Annotated in this window: 12 protein-coding genes and 2 pseudogenes; 13 read left to right on the top strand and 1 reads right to left on the bottom strand. The window is 60.3% G+C overall.

Features of this window, described 5'->3' with window-relative positions:
• The first annotated feature begins 339 nt into the window (after window positions 1–339).
• From GLP52_RS06855 to GLP52_RS06825, 7 genes and pseudogenes are all read left to right on the top strand, one after another.
• A complete protein-coding gene (locus GLP52_RS06855) occupies window positions 340–930 on the top strand; it encodes a helix-turn-helix domain-containing protein (RefSeq protein ID WP_237272663.1) in 591 nt (196 codons plus the stop codon).
• Between the two features lie 70 nt (window positions 931–1,000).
• Window positions 1,001–2,590, top strand: a pseudogene (locus GLP52_RS06850) (ABC transporter substrate-binding protein).
• A gap of 92 nt (window positions 2,591–2,682) precedes the next feature.
• Window positions 2,683–3,792: a M24 family metallopeptidase gene (locus GLP52_RS06845; RefSeq protein ID WP_237271916.1), complete on the top strand. Its 1,110-nt coding sequence runs from the start codon at window positions 2,683–2,685 to the stop codon at window positions 3,790–3,792.
• Window positions 3,786–4,793, top strand: a complete 1,008-nt coding sequence (locus GLP52_RS06840; RefSeq protein WP_237271915.1) for an ABC transporter permease subunit — start codon at window positions 3,786–3,788, stop codon at window positions 4,791–4,793. The genes GLP52_RS06845 and GLP52_RS06840 overlap by 7 nt, the downstream gene beginning before the upstream one ends.
• A 1-nt stretch (window position 4,794) precedes the next feature.
• Complete coding sequence (locus tag GLP52_RS06835; RefSeq protein WP_237271914.1) at window positions 4,795–5,700, top strand: ABC transporter permease subunit; 906 nt, start codon at window positions 4,795–4,797, stop codon at window positions 5,698–5,700.
• Window positions 5,701–5,703: 3 nt separating this feature from the next.
• Window positions 5,704–6,682 (top strand): annotated as a pseudogene (locus GLP52_RS19660) (ABC transporter ATP-binding protein).
• Window positions 6,679–7,650 (top strand): ABC transporter ATP-binding protein, encoded by a 972-nt coding sequence (locus GLP52_RS06825; protein ID WP_237271913.1) that lies wholly within the window; start codon window positions 6,679–6,681, stop codon window positions 7,648–7,650. Before GLP52_RS19660 ends, GLP52_RS06825 begins: the two are co-directional and overlap by 4 nt.
• A gap of 34 nt (window positions 7,651–7,684) precedes the next feature.
• Here the strand turns inward: GLP52_RS06825 and GLP52_RS06820 are convergent, their stop codons facing one another.
• Window positions 7,685–8,572 (bottom strand): 2-dehydro-3-deoxygalactonokinase, encoded by an 888-nt coding sequence (locus tag GLP52_RS06820; protein ID WP_237271912.1) that lies wholly within the window; start codon window positions 8,570–8,572, stop codon window positions 7,685–7,687.
• 172 nt (window positions 8,573–8,744) lie between these two features.
• Between GLP52_RS06820 and GLP52_RS06815 the strand changes: the two genes are divergently transcribed.
• From GLP52_RS06815 to panC, 6 genes are all read left to right on the top strand, one after another.
• Entirely contained in the window at window positions 8,745–9,668 is a 924-nt protein-coding gene (locus GLP52_RS06815) for a choline ABC transporter substrate-binding protein (protein ID WP_093733218.1), read from the top strand.
• An 86-nt stretch (window positions 9,669–9,754) separates the two neighbouring features.
• Entirely contained in the window at window positions 9,755–10,588 is an 834-nt protein-coding gene (choW, locus tag GLP52_RS06810) for a choline ABC transporter permease subunit (RefSeq protein WP_093733217.1), read from the top strand.
• Entirely contained in the window at window positions 10,585–11,625 is a 1,041-nt protein-coding gene (choV, locus tag GLP52_RS06805; protein WP_093733216.1) for a choline ABC transporter ATP-binding protein, read from the top strand. The genes choW and choV overlap by 4 nt, the downstream gene beginning before the upstream one ends.
• A 65-nt stretch (window positions 11,626–11,690) precedes the next feature.
• On the top strand, window positions 11,691–12,635 hold the full coding sequence (locus GLP52_RS06800) for a DMT family transporter (RefSeq protein ID WP_093733215.1): 945 nt from the start codon (window positions 11,691–11,693) through the stop codon (window positions 12,633–12,635).
• 159 nt (window positions 12,636–12,794) lie between these two features.
• On the top strand, window positions 12,795–13,622 hold the full coding sequence (gene panB / locus GLP52_RS06795) for a 3-methyl-2-oxobutanoate hydroxymethyltransferase (protein WP_237271910.1): 828 nt from the start codon (window positions 12,795–12,797) through the stop codon (window positions 13,620–13,622).
• Window positions 13,619–14,464, top strand: a complete 846-nt coding sequence (gene panC, locus GLP52_RS06790) for a pantoate--beta-alanine ligase (RefSeq protein WP_237271909.1) — start codon at window positions 13,619–13,621, stop codon at window positions 14,462–14,464. The genes panB and panC overlap by 4 nt, the downstream gene beginning before the upstream one ends.
• Window positions 14,465–14,486 lie beyond the last annotated feature (22 nt).

Raw genomic sequence — 14,486 nt, 5'->3', positions numbered from 1 at the left:
ATTGTTGCAACGGCGCAAGCGGGCTGATGGCGCGGTCCGTGTCGTTTTTTCTAGCGTTTGCCTAAAAAATGTGCGTTTATCGGAACGCGGGGCGTGTGCACGTATAAATAGAATCGGTCCTGTGCCACGGTGGGCGATCCGTGTCGGGTTCAACGCAAAGTGCCGTCGCGGCAACTAGAGGTGTTTTCACTCTGACAATAATTTTTATTGTTGACGTAAACAAAGTTGCGCGACAGTCTGTGCGCCAAGATACGCCAAAGCGTGCTTTCGGGGGATTATTTGTCAACAACAGCGATACAGGCGGCAACGCTTTCGCCACCGGATGGATTGGGCGATCGCATGCGGATGCAGCGTCACCGTATGGCGATGACATTGCAGCAGCTGTCCGCCGCGTCCGGTGTGTCGGTCGGCTATCTGAGCCAGGTGGAACGTGCCAATGCGACGCCGACGCTTGGCACGCTTAGCCAGATCGCCGCCGCGCTTGAGGTAGATACGGATTTCTTTGTGCGCACCCCGCGTACGGTCGACAGTCTGACCCGCGGTGCCGGACGGCCCCGTTTTGCGGTGGCAGGATCGTCGATTGAATATGAACAGATCGGTGCTGAACGCGCGGGTCACGAGATGACATCCTATGTGATGAATGTCCCGCCCGGCTACGAGTCCGAAACAGTGACCCATGTAGGCGAAGAGATCATCTATATCCTTGAGGGAGAGATCTCGCAGATGGTTGGCGAACGAGAGTATCTGATGACGGCGGGCGACAGCCTGCATTATCTGGGTACCACGCCCCATTGCTGGTCCAACAAGACAGATCGGCAGGCCCGCATATTATGGGTCGGTCGGATGAAATACGATAAGTCCGGGGAAATCGGACAGAATGAGGCCGCGCCGGTGGAAAGCCTGCGCGAAATGTTACCCCTCAGGCGTTAACCCTATCGCCCTCATCGGCCCAAAGAGGCCGTGGGGACATACCACTTTACCAACCAGGAGAGTAAATCGAATGTCTTTTAAGAAAATCATGGCCACTGGCCTGCTGCTGAGCACGCTTGGCGTTGCGGCGCAGGCGCAGTCGCTGGTCTATTGCTCGGAAGGGTCGCCCGAAGGCTTTGACCCGGCCCTGTACACATCGGGCACGACCTTTGACGCGTCCAGCCACCCGGTCTACAACCGCTTGGCGGAATTCAAGGTCGGCACAACCGAAACCATTCCCGCGCTGGCCGAAAGCTGGGACGTGTCCGAAGACGGCAAAACCGTCACGTTCAAGCTGCGCAAGGGCGTCAAGTTTCACAGCAACGCGCAATTCACGCCCACGCGTGATTTTAACGCCGATGACGTGATCTTTAGCTTTGACCGTCAGGGCAACGCCGAAAACCCTTACAACAAAGTATCGGGTGGCACGTGGGAATACTACGGTGCGATGTCGATGCCAGATCTGGTCGAAAGCATTTAAAAGGTTGACGATTATACCGTTCAGTTCAACCTGACCCGTGCCGAAGCGCCGATCATCGCGAACATGGCGATGGATTTCGCGTCGATCGTGTCCAAGGAATATGCTGACGCGATGCTGGAAGCCGGCACGCCGGAAATGCTGAACCAGGCACCTATCGGTACCGGCCCGTTCACCTTCCAAGCCTACCAGAAAGACGCCGTGATCCGTTACGTGCGCAACGACGCATACTGGGGTGACCCGGCTAAAGTCGAAGCATTGATCTTTGCGATCACACCGGACGCCTCCGTGCGCTACCAGAAGGTACAAGCGGGCGAATGCCACGTCATGGCCTATCCGAACCCTGCCGATGTGCAGGCGATGAAAGACGCCGAAGATGTGGTCGTGATGGAGCAAGAGGGCCTGAACGTGGGCTATCTGGCGTACAACACACAGATGCCTCCGTTCGACAACGCCAACGTGCGCAAAGCGTTGAATATGGCGATCGACAAACAGGCGATCATCGACGTGGTTTTCCAGGGCTCCGGCGAAATCGCCAAGAACCCGCTGCCGCCAACAATGTGGTCCTACAACGACGCGATCGAGGATGACAAATACGATCCCGAAGCCGCGAAAGCCGCGCTGGAAGCCGAAGGGGTATCCGACCTGACGCTGAAAATCTGGGCGATGCCGGTTCAGCGTCCCTACAACCCCAATGCCCGCCGTATGGCGGAGCTGATGCAGGAAGATTTCTCTAAGGTCGGTGTCGACGTAGAGATCGTTTCTTACGAATGGGGTGAATACCTTGAGCGTTCCAAAGCGAAAGACCGCGATGGTGCCGTTCTGCTGGGTTGGACAGGTGACAACGGTGACCCCGACAACTTCCTCGCGGTTCTGCTGGGCTGCGACGGCGTAGAGAAATCCAACCGCGCACAATGGTGCAACGAGGAATTCGACGCCCTGGTTCAGGAAGCCAAGGTTCTGCCGACACAAGAAGAACGTGCGCCGCTGTATGAAAAAGCGCAGGAAATCTTCAAAGACCAAGCCCCTTGGGCAACCATCGCGCATTCGGTTGTTTACATGCCAATGCGCCCCGAAGTTGAAAACTATGTTGTGCACCCGCTGGGTGGCCACATCTTCAACCAGGTTGGTCTGTCGCAATAACAGCGATGACAAAGCAATGGGGACGGTGCATATCGCGCCGTCCCTTCCTCTATTCTAGGCCCCGGCCACGTTAACGAAAGGCGCAACCCCCCGTGTCAGAAAATCTCTCCCAACGTCTTGCCGACTATGCCGCTGTGGCCGCCAATTTGGGCGTCGATGCCGTGGCGCTGGTGCCCGGGCCCAATTTTTCGCGTGCCGTTGGCCAAAGCTTTATGAGCCACGAACGCCCCTTTGTTCTGGTGATCCCTGCGGATAAACCCGCGGCTGTGCTGTTGCCGAACCTTGAACTGGGCAGCTGGGATACAGTCGGATTTGACGGTGCGGTATTCGATTGGCGTGATCAGACAGGCTATGCCGATGCCTTTGCCGCGCTTACGCAGCATTTGGGCATCACGTCGCTGGCGGTTGAGGGGCAGGTGATGCGCGTGTTCGTGCACCATGCGTTCAAAGACGCGCAACCCGATCTGATCATCACCGATGCAGAGCGCGAAATCTCGGCACTGCGGATGATCAAAACCCCTGAAGATATTTCTGCCCTGCGCGAGGCGATCGGCATTTCCGAACGCGCCCTCCAGCGCACGCTGGACAGCGTCAAGCTGGGCCAGAGCGAGAAGCAGATCGAACAGACGCTGGTGCAGGCGCTTTTCGCGGAAGGGGCGGATGACCTGTCCTTTGGTCCCATCGTGGCCGCCGCGGATGGCTCGGCTCGGCCCCATGCCCACGCGCGCGAGGATTACGCAGTCAAGGCGGGCGATGCGCTGCTGCTGGACTTTGGCGCGCGCAAGAACGGCTTTGCCGCCGACATCACCCGCACCGTTTTTCTGGATCATGTCACCGACGAGGGGCGCGATGTCTATGACACCGTGCTGCGCGCCAATATGGCAGGGCTTGCCGTGACCCGCGCGGGGGTGACCGCGCATGACATCGACGATGCCGTGATCTCTGTGCTGGAAGCCTCGCCCTATGGGGACCGCATCCGCACCAAGACCGGCCACGGTCTGGGCCGCGAGGTCCACGAGGCCCCTTATATCATGCGTGGCAACCACATGACTTTACCCGCCGGGACGGTTTACACCAATGAGCCCGGCCTCTACGAGATCGGGAATTTCGGCGTGCGCATCGAGGATGACGTGCTGATTACCGACGACGGCTATGAAACGCTGACCAACTTCCCCAAAGAGCTGATGGTGATAAAATGCTGAACTATGTTCTGGGACGACTGCTGACGTTCATCCCGACCTTCATCGGGGTGACGCTGATCTCCTTCGGGTTCATCCGCGCGCTGCCGGATGACCCCATCCAAGTGATGGCGGGCGAGCGCGGAATCTCTGATGAACGCTATGCCCAACTGGCCAAACAATTCGGCTATGACCAGCCGATCTATGTGCAATTCTGGGACTATCTGACCGGCGTGCTTCAGGGCGATCTGGGCAATAGCTTTGTCACCAAGCGCCCGGTGTTCGACGAATTCTTTACGCTGTTCCCCGCGACGCTTGAGCTGTCGGTCTGTGCGATGATCTTTGCCATCGCGCTTGGCCTTCCGGCGGGGGTGATTGCGGCGGTGAACCGAGGCAAGTTTTTTGACCGGGCGCTGATGTCCACGGCACTGGTGGGCTATTCGATGCCGATCTTCTGGTGGGCGTTGCTGCTGATCATTGTCTTTTCGGGCAACCTGCAATGGACGCCTGTGTCGGGGCGGATCGATCTGCTGTACTATTTCCCCAACCCCACCGGCTTTATGCTGATCGACAGTCTGGCGTCAGGCCAGAAGGGCGCGTTTATTTCGGCGGTGCGGCATCTGATCTTGCCGACGATTGTGCTAGGGACGATCCCGCTGGCCGTGATCGCGCGCCAGACGCGGTCGGCCATGCTGGAAGTTCTGGGCGAGGATTACATCCGCACCGCGCGCGCCAAAGGCATGTCGCCGGGACGGATCAACGGCATCCACGCGCTGCGTAATGCGCTGATCCCCGTGATCACCGTGATTGGTCTGTCGGTGGGCACGCTGCTGGCCGGCGCGATCCTGACCGAAACGATCTTTAGCTGGCCGGGCATCGGCAAGTGGATGGTCGATAGTATTTTCCGCCGCGATTACCCCGTGGTTCAGGGCGGGCTGCTGCTGATTGCTGTGATGGTGATGGTCGTGAACCTGACCGTCGACATGCTGTACGGCGTCATCAACCCCAAAATCAGAAAGCGATAATATGGACGACGCACTCTCTGCCGAAGCCGCAATGGTTCAGGAACGTCAGGGCCGCTTGCGCGAATTCTGGTTCTACTTTCGCGAAAACCGTGGCGCTGTCATCGGGCTGTATATCTTTGCGGTCTTTGCTTTTCTGGCCTTGTTCGGCCCGTGGGTCGCGCCGCATGACGCAACCGAGCAATTCCGCGCCGCCACCCTACAGCCACCCGCGTGGCAAGAGGGCGGCAGCTGGACCCATATTCTGGGCACCGACCCGCTGGGACGCGATATGCTGTCGCGTCTGATCGTGGGCGCGCGCTATTCTTTCTTTGTGGGGGTCGTCGTCGTTTCAATCGCGGCGAGCGGCGGGATCATCATCGGCTTAATCGCGGGCTTTGCACCCAAATGGGTCGATAGCATCATCATGCGCGTGATGGATATCGTTTTGGCATTCCCGTCGTTGCTGCTGGCGCTGGTGCTGGTGGCGATTCTTGGGCCATCGCTGACCAACGCGATGATCGCCATCGCGATTGTATTGCAGCCGCACTATGTGCGCCTGACCCGTGCCAGCGTCATGTCAGAACGGCAAAAGGATTACGTGACCTCGGCGCGTGTGGCAGGGGCGGGGATATTCCGGCTGATGTTTGTCACCGTGCTGCCCAACTGCCTTGCGCCGATCATCGTGCAGGCCGCGTTGTCGTTTTCGACCGCGATCCTTGATGCGGCGGCTTTAGGCTTTCTGGGGATGGGGGCGCAGCCGCCCACTCCTGAATGGGGCACCATGCTCGCCGAAGCACGCGAGTTCATTTTGCGCGCGTGGTGGGTCGTGACCTTCCCCGGCGTGGCGATCCTTGTGACCGTGCTGGCGATCAACCTCATGGGTGACGGCCTGCGCGACGCGCTTGATCCGAAACTGAAACGGAGCTGAGCCATGACACTTTTGCGTATCAGAAACCTAAGCGTTGATTTCGCCACGGCCTCGGGCAAGTTCCGGGCGGTGGACGGGGTCGACCAAGACGTGAACGAAAGCGAAATCCTCGCGATTGTGGGGGAAAGCGGGTCGGGTAAATCCGTGTCGATGCTGGCGCTGATGGGGCTGCTGCCCTGGACGGCTACCGTCACCGCGGACGAGCTGACCTTTGACGGGCACAACCTGCTGACGATGGATGCCAAAGCGCGCCGCAAGATCGTCGGCAATGATCTGGCGATGATCTTTCAGGAACCGATGTCATCCCTGAACCCGTGTTTTACCGTCGGCTGGCAAATCCGCGAGGCCCTACGGGTGCATCTTGGCATGGGCCGCCGCGAACGTCAGAAACGCGCGATTGAGCTCTTTGAACAGGTCGGCATCCCCGATCCCGAAAAGCGGCTGTCCGCCTTTCCCGCACCAGATGTCGGGCGGGATGAACCAGCGTGTGATGATCGGCATGGCGATTGCCTGCAAGCCCAAGCTGCTGATTGCTGATGAACCCACCACGGCGCTGGATGTGACCATTCAGGCGCAGATCCTTGACCTGCTGGCATCCCTGCGCGAGGAAACCGGCATGGGGTTGGTCTTGATCACGCACGACATGGGCGTGGTTGCGGAAACCGCCGAACGGGTCAGCGTGCAATATGCGGGCCAAAAGATCGAAGAGCAGCCGGTGATCCCGCTATTTGACGCGCCGCACCACCCCTATACCTCGGCGCTGCTGGACGCGCTGCCAGAGCGGGCGACAGAAAAGCGGCTGCCGACCATTCCGGGCGTGGTGCCGGGGCAATTCGACCGCCCCGCAGGATGCCTGTTTTCGCCACGCTGCAAATTCGCCAACGCCAAATGCAAGTCCGAAGCGCCGCCCGCCTTGGGCCCTGATCTGGGCTATGCGCGTTGTTTCTACCCCTTGAACACAGACGAAAGGGTCGCATCATGACCGCACCTGTGATGACTGCAACGGCGCTAGAGCGTCACTACGAAGTCGGCGGCGGGCTGTTTCGCAAGCCGCGCACGCTCAAGGCCGTCGGCGGGCTCGATTTCGCGCTGTATCCCGGCAAGACGCTGGCCGTCGTAGGCGAAAGCAGCTGCGGGAAACCGACGCTCGCGCGGATGGTCACGATGATCGAGGACCCGACCGCCGGATCGCTGACACTGGATGGCAAACCCGTGGTCCGCGAAGACTGGGCATCGCTGCGTAAATCGGTGCAGATCGTGTTCCAAGACCCCTATGGCTCGCTCAACCCGCGCCAGCGGATCGGCGCGATCCTCGAAGAACCTCTCAAGATCAACCGCCCCGACATGAGCAGCAAGGAGCGTACTGCCAAGGCGCGCGAGATGCTGGGGTTGGTGGGTTTGCGGCCTGAGCATTTTGACCGCTATCCGCATATGTTCTCCGGCGGGCAACGCCAGCGGATCGCGATTGCGCGGGCGTTGATGCTGGACCCCAAAGTGCTGGTGCTGGACGAGCCTGTGTCCGCGCTGGACCTGTCGATCCAGAGCTCGGTGCTGAACCTGCTGGTCGATCTGCAGGAACGTCTGCAACTGGCCTATCTGTTCATCTCGCATGACCTTAGCGTTGTACGTCACGTCGCCGACGAGGTGATCGTGATGTATCTGGGCCGTGCCGTCGAACGCGGTAGCCGCGAGGATGTGTTCGGCACGCCGTTTCATCCTTATGCCAAAGCGCTGCTGTCGGCGACGCCGCAAGCAGACCCCCGTGCCGCGAAAGAACGGATCAAGCTGGAGGGAGAACTGCCATCGCCCTTGGCCATTCCCGACGGGTGCCCCTTTGCGCTACGGTGTTGGAAGGTGCAGGATAAATGCCGTTCTGAACGGCCCGAACTGACCCAAGGCCACCATGCGGCGGCCTGCTTCTTTCCCGAGAACGGTGGCACCCCGGCCTAAGGCCGGGGGCTTCCCCTTAGGTGTGCCCGTCTCGTCAGTTGACGCTTGCCTCTGCACAGACCTGAAGCCCTGCGCGCAGTTGCTCCCTGCGCGAGACATCTTGTGCCAAGACACCCTGCGCTTTGAGCGCGCGTGTATAGAGTGCCGAAAGCGGGCTATCCGATAGGATCACGACTTCGCGGCCCAGCCAGTAGGGGCGCGATCCGGCAAGCTCGAGCCCGATAAGAGCCCCCATCAGCCGCGACCAGCCTGCATCGGGACTGGCCCCCTCAAGGGCGGCTTGCGCAGAAGTCTCGGCAAGGGCGGTGCCAAAACTTTGAGGGCGGGCCATGATGTCATTCACGGCCGTGTCAAACGTCTCTTCAATCAGCGTCCCGCCGGCAACGGCCTGCGACAGGGGGGCGGCACCGCCGAGCTGGAGTGCCATCGCCGGTGTCATGAATGTTTGAAAGCTGACCACCTCGCGGGCGCTGATGTGGCTCCATGTAGACTGTGCATCAAGAGTACAGATTACGCCGTCAAACTCTGGCAGTGCTTGCAGGTAGCCCGCGATCGCAGTTTCGGGGCCTTGCATCATCTGCGGCGGAGTGGCCTGTTTCAGCCCCGGCACTGCGCGTAAATCCAAGCGTGGGTCGTCGGCATCCAGACCCAAAACCCCGTCAACGGGCAGCGCTGGCACCGGCCTCAGACTGTGTGCGGGCAGGGCAGGCAGCCCAGCCACAATCACCGGCAAGCGCTGGTGATCTGACAAATAGGGCGACAGCAGGTCGGTCAGTGCGGCAACAAACCCCGCCTCGGCGGGCAAATCGGCAACTGGCCCGTCGGCCTGTGCCAGCACGTCACCACGGGGATCATGCACCCACAAATGCACATGTCCGTCTGAGACATCGACGCCGATCCACGCAGGGCTTGCGCCGCTCACGCGGGGCGACCTGCGTAAAGCGGACGGTGAAATTGGGGCATGCGGATCATTGGTTTTCTCCTTGTCCGCACTGCATCATGCCGCGCGGTCCTATAGAAATCGGGTTGCATCGAAGGGCGCGATAGCGCTCTATTGCGCGACCAACAATAAACATAACGGGAGTTCCTCTGCCATGAAAATCCTTGCAGCAACCACCGCGCTTACCTTGTCGCTTGCCAGCAGCCTTGCTGCGGCCAGCTGTGACGAAATCACTTTTTCCGACGTAGGCTGGACCGACATCACCGCAACAACCGCTGCGACCACCGTTGTGCTGGACGCATTGGGGTATGAAACCGACGTAAAAATCCTTTCCGTTCCGGTGACGTATACGTCGATGGCTGCGGGCGATGTAGATGTGTTTCTTGGCAATTGGATGCCGACAATGGAAGCCGACATCGCGCCTTATCGCGAAGACGGTACGGTTGACACCGTGCGCACCAACCTGACCGGCGCGAAATACACGCTGGCGGTGAACAAAGCCGCCGCCGATCTGGGGATCAAGACCTTTGCCGATATCGCAGCCAATGCAGACGCGCTGGACGGCCAGATTTATGGCATTGAGCCGGGCAACGACGGCAACCGTCTGATCCAGTCGATGATTGACGACAACGCTTTTGATCTGGCCGAATTCGAGGTCAAGGAATCCTCCGAGCAGGGGATGCTAGCGCAGGTGAAACGCCTGTCCGCCAAGGGCGAGCCGATCGTCTTTCTTGGCTGGGAACCGCACCCGATGAACGCGAACTTTGACCTGACCTATCTTGAAGGCGGGGACGACTTCTTTGGGCCCGATCTGGGTGGTGCGACAGTCGCGACCAACACCCGCGCCGGTTTCGTCGAAGAATGCCCGAACGTCGGCAAGCTGCTGAACAATCTGGAATTCACGCTCGCCATGGAGAACGAAATCATGGGTGCCATTCTGGATGATGGCGAAGAGCCACGTGATGCGGCAACGGCCTGGATCAAGGCCAACCCTGACGTGCTGAACACATGGCTGGACGGCGTTACAACACGTGACGGTGGCGACGCGATGGCCGCGGCTAAGACCATCGTCGAGTAATTGATCCAACAAAATGTGAAAAGGGCCTGCCACTGGGCGGGCCCTTTTTGCTATGATCGCACGATAACAGTCCTCCGGAGGTTCCCATGAACTGGCTCACCGACAACAAGATCCCGATTGATGACGCCGCAGAGGCGATCTTTGATTGGTTGCTCATCAACGCCGGGTGGCTGTTCGACGGGCTGGCCGTCGCGATGGAATGGTTGATTGACGCAATCCTTTGGGTGCTGCAAACGCCGCATCCGCTGATCATCATCGCCGTCTTCGGCGCGCTGACATGGGCGATCCAGCGCAACTGGAAAACCCCGTTGCTGATCGTGGTGGGGTTTTTGTTCATCCTCAATCAGGACTATTGGGAGGAAACGACCGAAAGCCTGACGCTGGTGCTGTCGGCCTGTGTGGTGTGTATGGGCGTCGGCGTCCCCATCGGCATCGCCGCGGCGCACCGCCCGCGGATGTATCGCTATATGGCACCGGTGCTCGATCTGATGCAGACGCTGCCCACCTTCGTCTATCTCATTCCCGCGATTGTCTTTTTCGGCATCGGCATGGTGCCGGGGCTGATCGCGACGGTGATCTTTGTGCTGCCGGCACCGATCAGGCTGACGCAGCTTGGTATCGCATCGACCCCCAAGGCGCTGCTCGAGGCCGCGCAGGCCTTTGGCGCGAAGCCCAGCCAGACCCTGTGGAAGATCGAGCTGCCCTATGCGTTGCCACAGATTATGACCGGTCTGAACCAGACTATCATGCTGTCGCTGTCGATGGTGGTGATCGCCGCCCTCGTGGGGGCCGATGGTCTGGGCGTGCCGGTGGTGCGGGCGCTTAATCAGGTGAACACGGGGCTTGGCTTTGAATCGGGGCTGATCATTGTGGTGGTCGCCATCATGCTGGACCGGATGCTACGGGTGACACGTAAATGAGCGATCAAATGAACAACCCCGCAAACGCCGTTGAATTCGACAACGTATCCATCGTGTTCGGCACGAAGCCGGCCAAGGCGCTGCCCTTGATGGATGCAGGCAAAGACCGCGCCGAGATCGAGGTCGAAACCGGCCAGATCCTTGGGGTGCATAACTGCACGCTTGACGTCAAACAGGGCGAGATCCTTGTTCTGATGGGCTTGTCCGGCTCGGGCAAGTCCACCTTGCTGCGTGCAGTCAACGGGCTGAACCCGCTGGTGCGCGGATCGGTGCGGGTGCATGATGGCGACTGGAGCTGTGATGTCACCGCAAGCTCTGCCGCTGATCTGCGCCGTGTGCGCCGTGAATGTGTGTCAATGGTTTTCCAGCAGTTCGGATTGTTGCCGTGGCGCACCGTGCGTGACAACGTGGCGCTTGGGCTGGAACTGGCGGATGTCCCCAAGCGCGAACGCCTTGAACGGGCAGAGGCGCAACTGAAGCTGGTCGGGCTGGCCGATTGGGCCGACCGCAAGGTCAGCGAGCTGTCGGGCGGCATGCAGCAACGTGTGGGGCTGGCCCGCGCCTTTGCCACCGAAGCCCCGATCCTGCTGATGGACGAGCCTTTCTCTGCCCTTGATCCGTTGATCCGTACCCGCTTGCAGGACGAGCTGCTTGATCTGCAACGCGAGCTTAAACGCACGATCATCTTCGTCAGCCACGATCTGGACGAAGCCTTCAAGCTCGGCGGGCGCATCGCCATCATGGAAGGTGGGCGCATCGTGCAATGCGGCACCCCGCGCGAGATTTTTTCGAACCCCGCGTCAGAATATGTCGCGGAGTTTGTGGCCAATATGAATCCGCTTGGCGTGCTGACGGCACGCGATGTGATGGGGCCACCGGCTGCCAGCTCGGACGGGGCCGTTGCCGCGGAAACGCCGGTGTCGGAACTGATTGGCAAAATCGGCGACGATGGACAGGCGATCCCCGTGGTCGAAGACGGAGAGACGATCGGCACGGTCACAGCCAGCAGCATCGTGTCGCGGTTGCACTCTGAATAACGCTATGACTCCGGCGGCCTTCATTGCGCGGGCGTGGCGGGCTGAAAGACGGTAGGTGTGACCCTATGACAAACGCGGCCAATGCAGGCGGTCAAAGTAATGCGCGTGGCATCGCGGGGGTACTGTTCGCGGGTACCGTTTGGGGCACGACAGGCACGGCCGCGACTTTCGCCCCCGATGTCAGCGCGGCTGCCATCGGGGCTGCTGCTATGGGGATTGGCGGTCTCGGACAGGCTTTGCTGGCATTGCGCGGCATTGCGCGGGCCCGCGCCGCACTTTGGCAGCACCGCGGGCTTCTTGTGCTGGGGGCCTTGGCCGTCATGATTTATCCGCTGGCCTTTTACAGCGCGATGCGGCTGGCGGGGGTGACCATCGGCACCGTCGTCACCATCGGCACCGCGCCCTTGTTTGCCGCTCTTATTGAATATGTGATGGAACGATCCTTGCTGACCCTGCGCTGGACCGTCGGCGCGCTGTCGGGCGTTGCGGGGATGGTGTTGATTTGTCTGGCCGAGGGGAGCAGCCACAGCGCTGTGGGCGGTTCATCTGTCCCGCTTGGCGTGGCGCTTGGCCTGCTGGGGGGCTTTACCTATGCGCTGTATAGCTGGACGGCGCGGTCGGTGATGTTGCGTGGCGTGCGGTCATCTGTCGTGATGGGCGCGACCTTTGGTCTGGGAGGAATGTTTCTCATGCCCGTGCTGATCGTAACGGGTGGCCCGCTGCTGGCCTCATGGGGCAATGCGGCGGTCGGGCTTTATATGGCGTTTGTGCCGATGTTTCTGGGCTACATCTGTTTCGGGTACGGGCTGTCACGGGTGCGGGCCAGTACGGCCACCACCCTGACGCTGATTGAACCGGTGGTTGCGGCGGTGCTGGCCGTGGTCATTGTGGGCGAACGCTTGCCCGCCTTGGGGTGGATCGGTGTAGGACTGGTCGTGGTGTGCCTGCTGGTGTTGACCATACCTAGGGGACACCGTGCGCAGACCGTCCCGCCCATCCCGTCAGAGTAGCATTAAATCGACTGACGCTGCGACACGCGTAAATTCTTTCGGGTTTTGCTACCTCAACCGCGATGTTTTGGTCTAGAAGCATGCGCAATCACTGTGGCCCATGCCTGTGCATGCGCCACAGTGATTGCAATGACGTACCTTATACAAAGGACCGCCAAGATGAGCGCAACAGCCCGCAAGACTGCCCCGATGCCGACGGATATTCTGGCTCGAAAAGGGGGGGCTCCGCTGGTGAGCCTGACGGCCTATACGACGCCGATGGCACAGGTGATGGATGGCATCTGCGACTTTGTGCTGGTGGGGGATTCAGTGGGGATGGTGCTGCACGGGCTGCCGTCGACGCTCGAGGTCACGATGGAGATGATGATCCTGCACGGTCAAGCGGTGCGGCGCGGGCTGACACAGTCGATGTTGGTCATCGATATGCCGTTCGGCAGCTATGAACAAAGCCCGGCGCAAGCCTTTGAAAACGCGGCGCGTTTGATGCGTGAAACCGGTGCCGGCGCGGTCAAGCTCGAGGGAGGTGAGGTGATGGAAGACACCATCGCTTTTCTGACCAAGCGGGGCATTCCGGTGATGGCGCATATCGGGCTGACGCCGCAGTCGATCCACACGCTTGGCGGCTATAAGGTGCAGGGGCGCGGCGCGGCAGGCACGCAGCTGATGGCCGACGCGCAGGCGGTGACGCGGGCAGGGGCCTTTGCCGTGGTGCTTGAAAAAGTACCGCAAGCGCTGGCCAACCAGATCACCGAAACCGTCAGCATTCCCACCATCGGCATCGGTGCATCCGCGCAATGCGACGGGCAAATTCTGGTGGTCGACGACATGCTGGGACTGTTCACCGCCTTCAAGGCGAAATTCGTAAAACGCTACGCCCATCTGCGCGATGACGCAAAAGCCGCGGTTCAGGCCTATGCCGACGAGGTCACGGCGCGATCCTTCCCCGGACCTGACCATGTATTTTCTGACGAGGTTTCTAAAACATGACACCCGAAATTATCCGCACGCTGGTTGAACTGCGCAGCAAAGTCGCCGGATGGAAAGCCGCGGGCGAAAGCGTCGCCGTCGTGCCCACGATGGGTGCGCTGCATCAGGGGCACCTGAGCCTCGTTCGGGCGGGGAAAGAGGCCTGCGACCGCGTGATCGTGACGATCTTCATCAACCCCAAGCAGTTCAACAACCCCGATGATTACAAGAACTATCCCCGCACCGAAGAAGAGGACGCGCGCAAGCTGATCTCGTTGAAGGCGGATGTGGTTTACGTGCCTGATGGGGCGCAGATGTACCCCGATGGCTTTGCGACGACCGTATCCGTCGATGGCATTACCCAAGGGTTGTGCGGTGCGCATCGGGCAGGGCACTTTGACGGGGTTGCGACCATCGTGACCAAGCTGTTCACCCAGACCCAAGCCGACAAGGCGTTCTTTGGCGAAAAGGACTATCAGCAGCTGCAGGTGGTCACCCGTCTGGCCCGCGATCTGGACCTCCCGATCGAGGTCGTCGGTTGCCCCACCATCCGCGAAGAGGACGGGTTGGCCATGTCGTCGCGCAACCTGATGTTGTCGGATCGCGCCCGTACGTGGGCACCAGAATTGCACCGCGCGATGGAGGAGATGTCAGAGGGGCTGCGTGCGGGGGGCAATCTTGAAGCCCTTCGCGCGGTGGCGGTAAAGCGGATTGAACGCGCGGGCTTTACGCAGGTGGAATACCTTGATTTGCGATCTGCCGACCGGTTGGAACTGATGACCACGCCCGACCGTCCTGCACGCTTGCTTGCAGCCGCTTGGTTGGCCGGTGTGCGGCTGATCGACAATATCGCCGTCGGATAACACAGCGAAACTAGACATAGCA

The sequence above is a fragment of the Sulfitobacter sp. M22 genome, assembly GCF_021736025.1.
Classification (GTDB): domain Bacteria; phylum Pseudomonadota; class Alphaproteobacteria; order Rhodobacterales; family Rhodobacteraceae; genus Sulfitobacter; species Sulfitobacter litoralis.
This window is presented reverse-complemented; position numbering and strand designations above follow the sequence as displayed.

Bases quoted from the DNA above. Each gene is read 5' to 3' on its own strand.
- panC (WP_237271909.1), top strand. From the start codon at position 13,619: ATGACACCCGAAATTATCCGCACGCTGGTTGAACTGCGCAGCAAAGTC.
- GLP52_RS06825 (WP_237271913.1), top strand. From the start codon at position 6,679: ATGACCGCACCTGTGATGACTGCAACGGCGCTAGAGCGTCACTACGAA.
- GLP52_RS06815 (WP_093733218.1), top strand. From the start codon at position 8,745: ATGAAAATCCTTGCAGCAACCACCGCGCTTACCTTGTCGCTTGCCAGC.
- GLP52_RS06840 (WP_237271915.1), top strand. From the start codon at position 3,786: ATGCTGAACTATGTTCTGGGACGACTGCTGACGTTCATCCCGACCTTC.
- GLP52_RS06855 (WP_237272663.1), top strand. From the start codon at position 340: ATGCGGATGCAGCGTCACCGTATGGCGATGACATTGCAGCAGCTGTCC.
- choW (WP_093733217.1), top strand. From the start codon at position 9,755: ATGAACTGGCTCACCGACAACAAGATCCCGATTGATGACGCCGCAGAG.
- GLP52_RS06835 (WP_237271914.1), top strand. From the start codon at position 4,795: ATGGACGACGCACTCTCTGCCGAAGCCGCAATGGTTCAGGAACGTCAG.
- GLP52_RS06800 (WP_093733215.1), top strand. From the start codon at position 11,691: ATGACAAACGCGGCCAATGCAGGCGGTCAAAGTAATGCGCGTGGCATC.
- panB (WP_237271910.1), top strand. From the start codon at position 12,795: ATGAGCGCAACAGCCCGCAAGACTGCCCCGATGCCGACGGATATTCTG.
- choV (WP_093733216.1), top strand. From the start codon at position 10,585: ATGAGCGATCAAATGAACAACCCCGCAAACGCCGTTGAATTCGACAAC.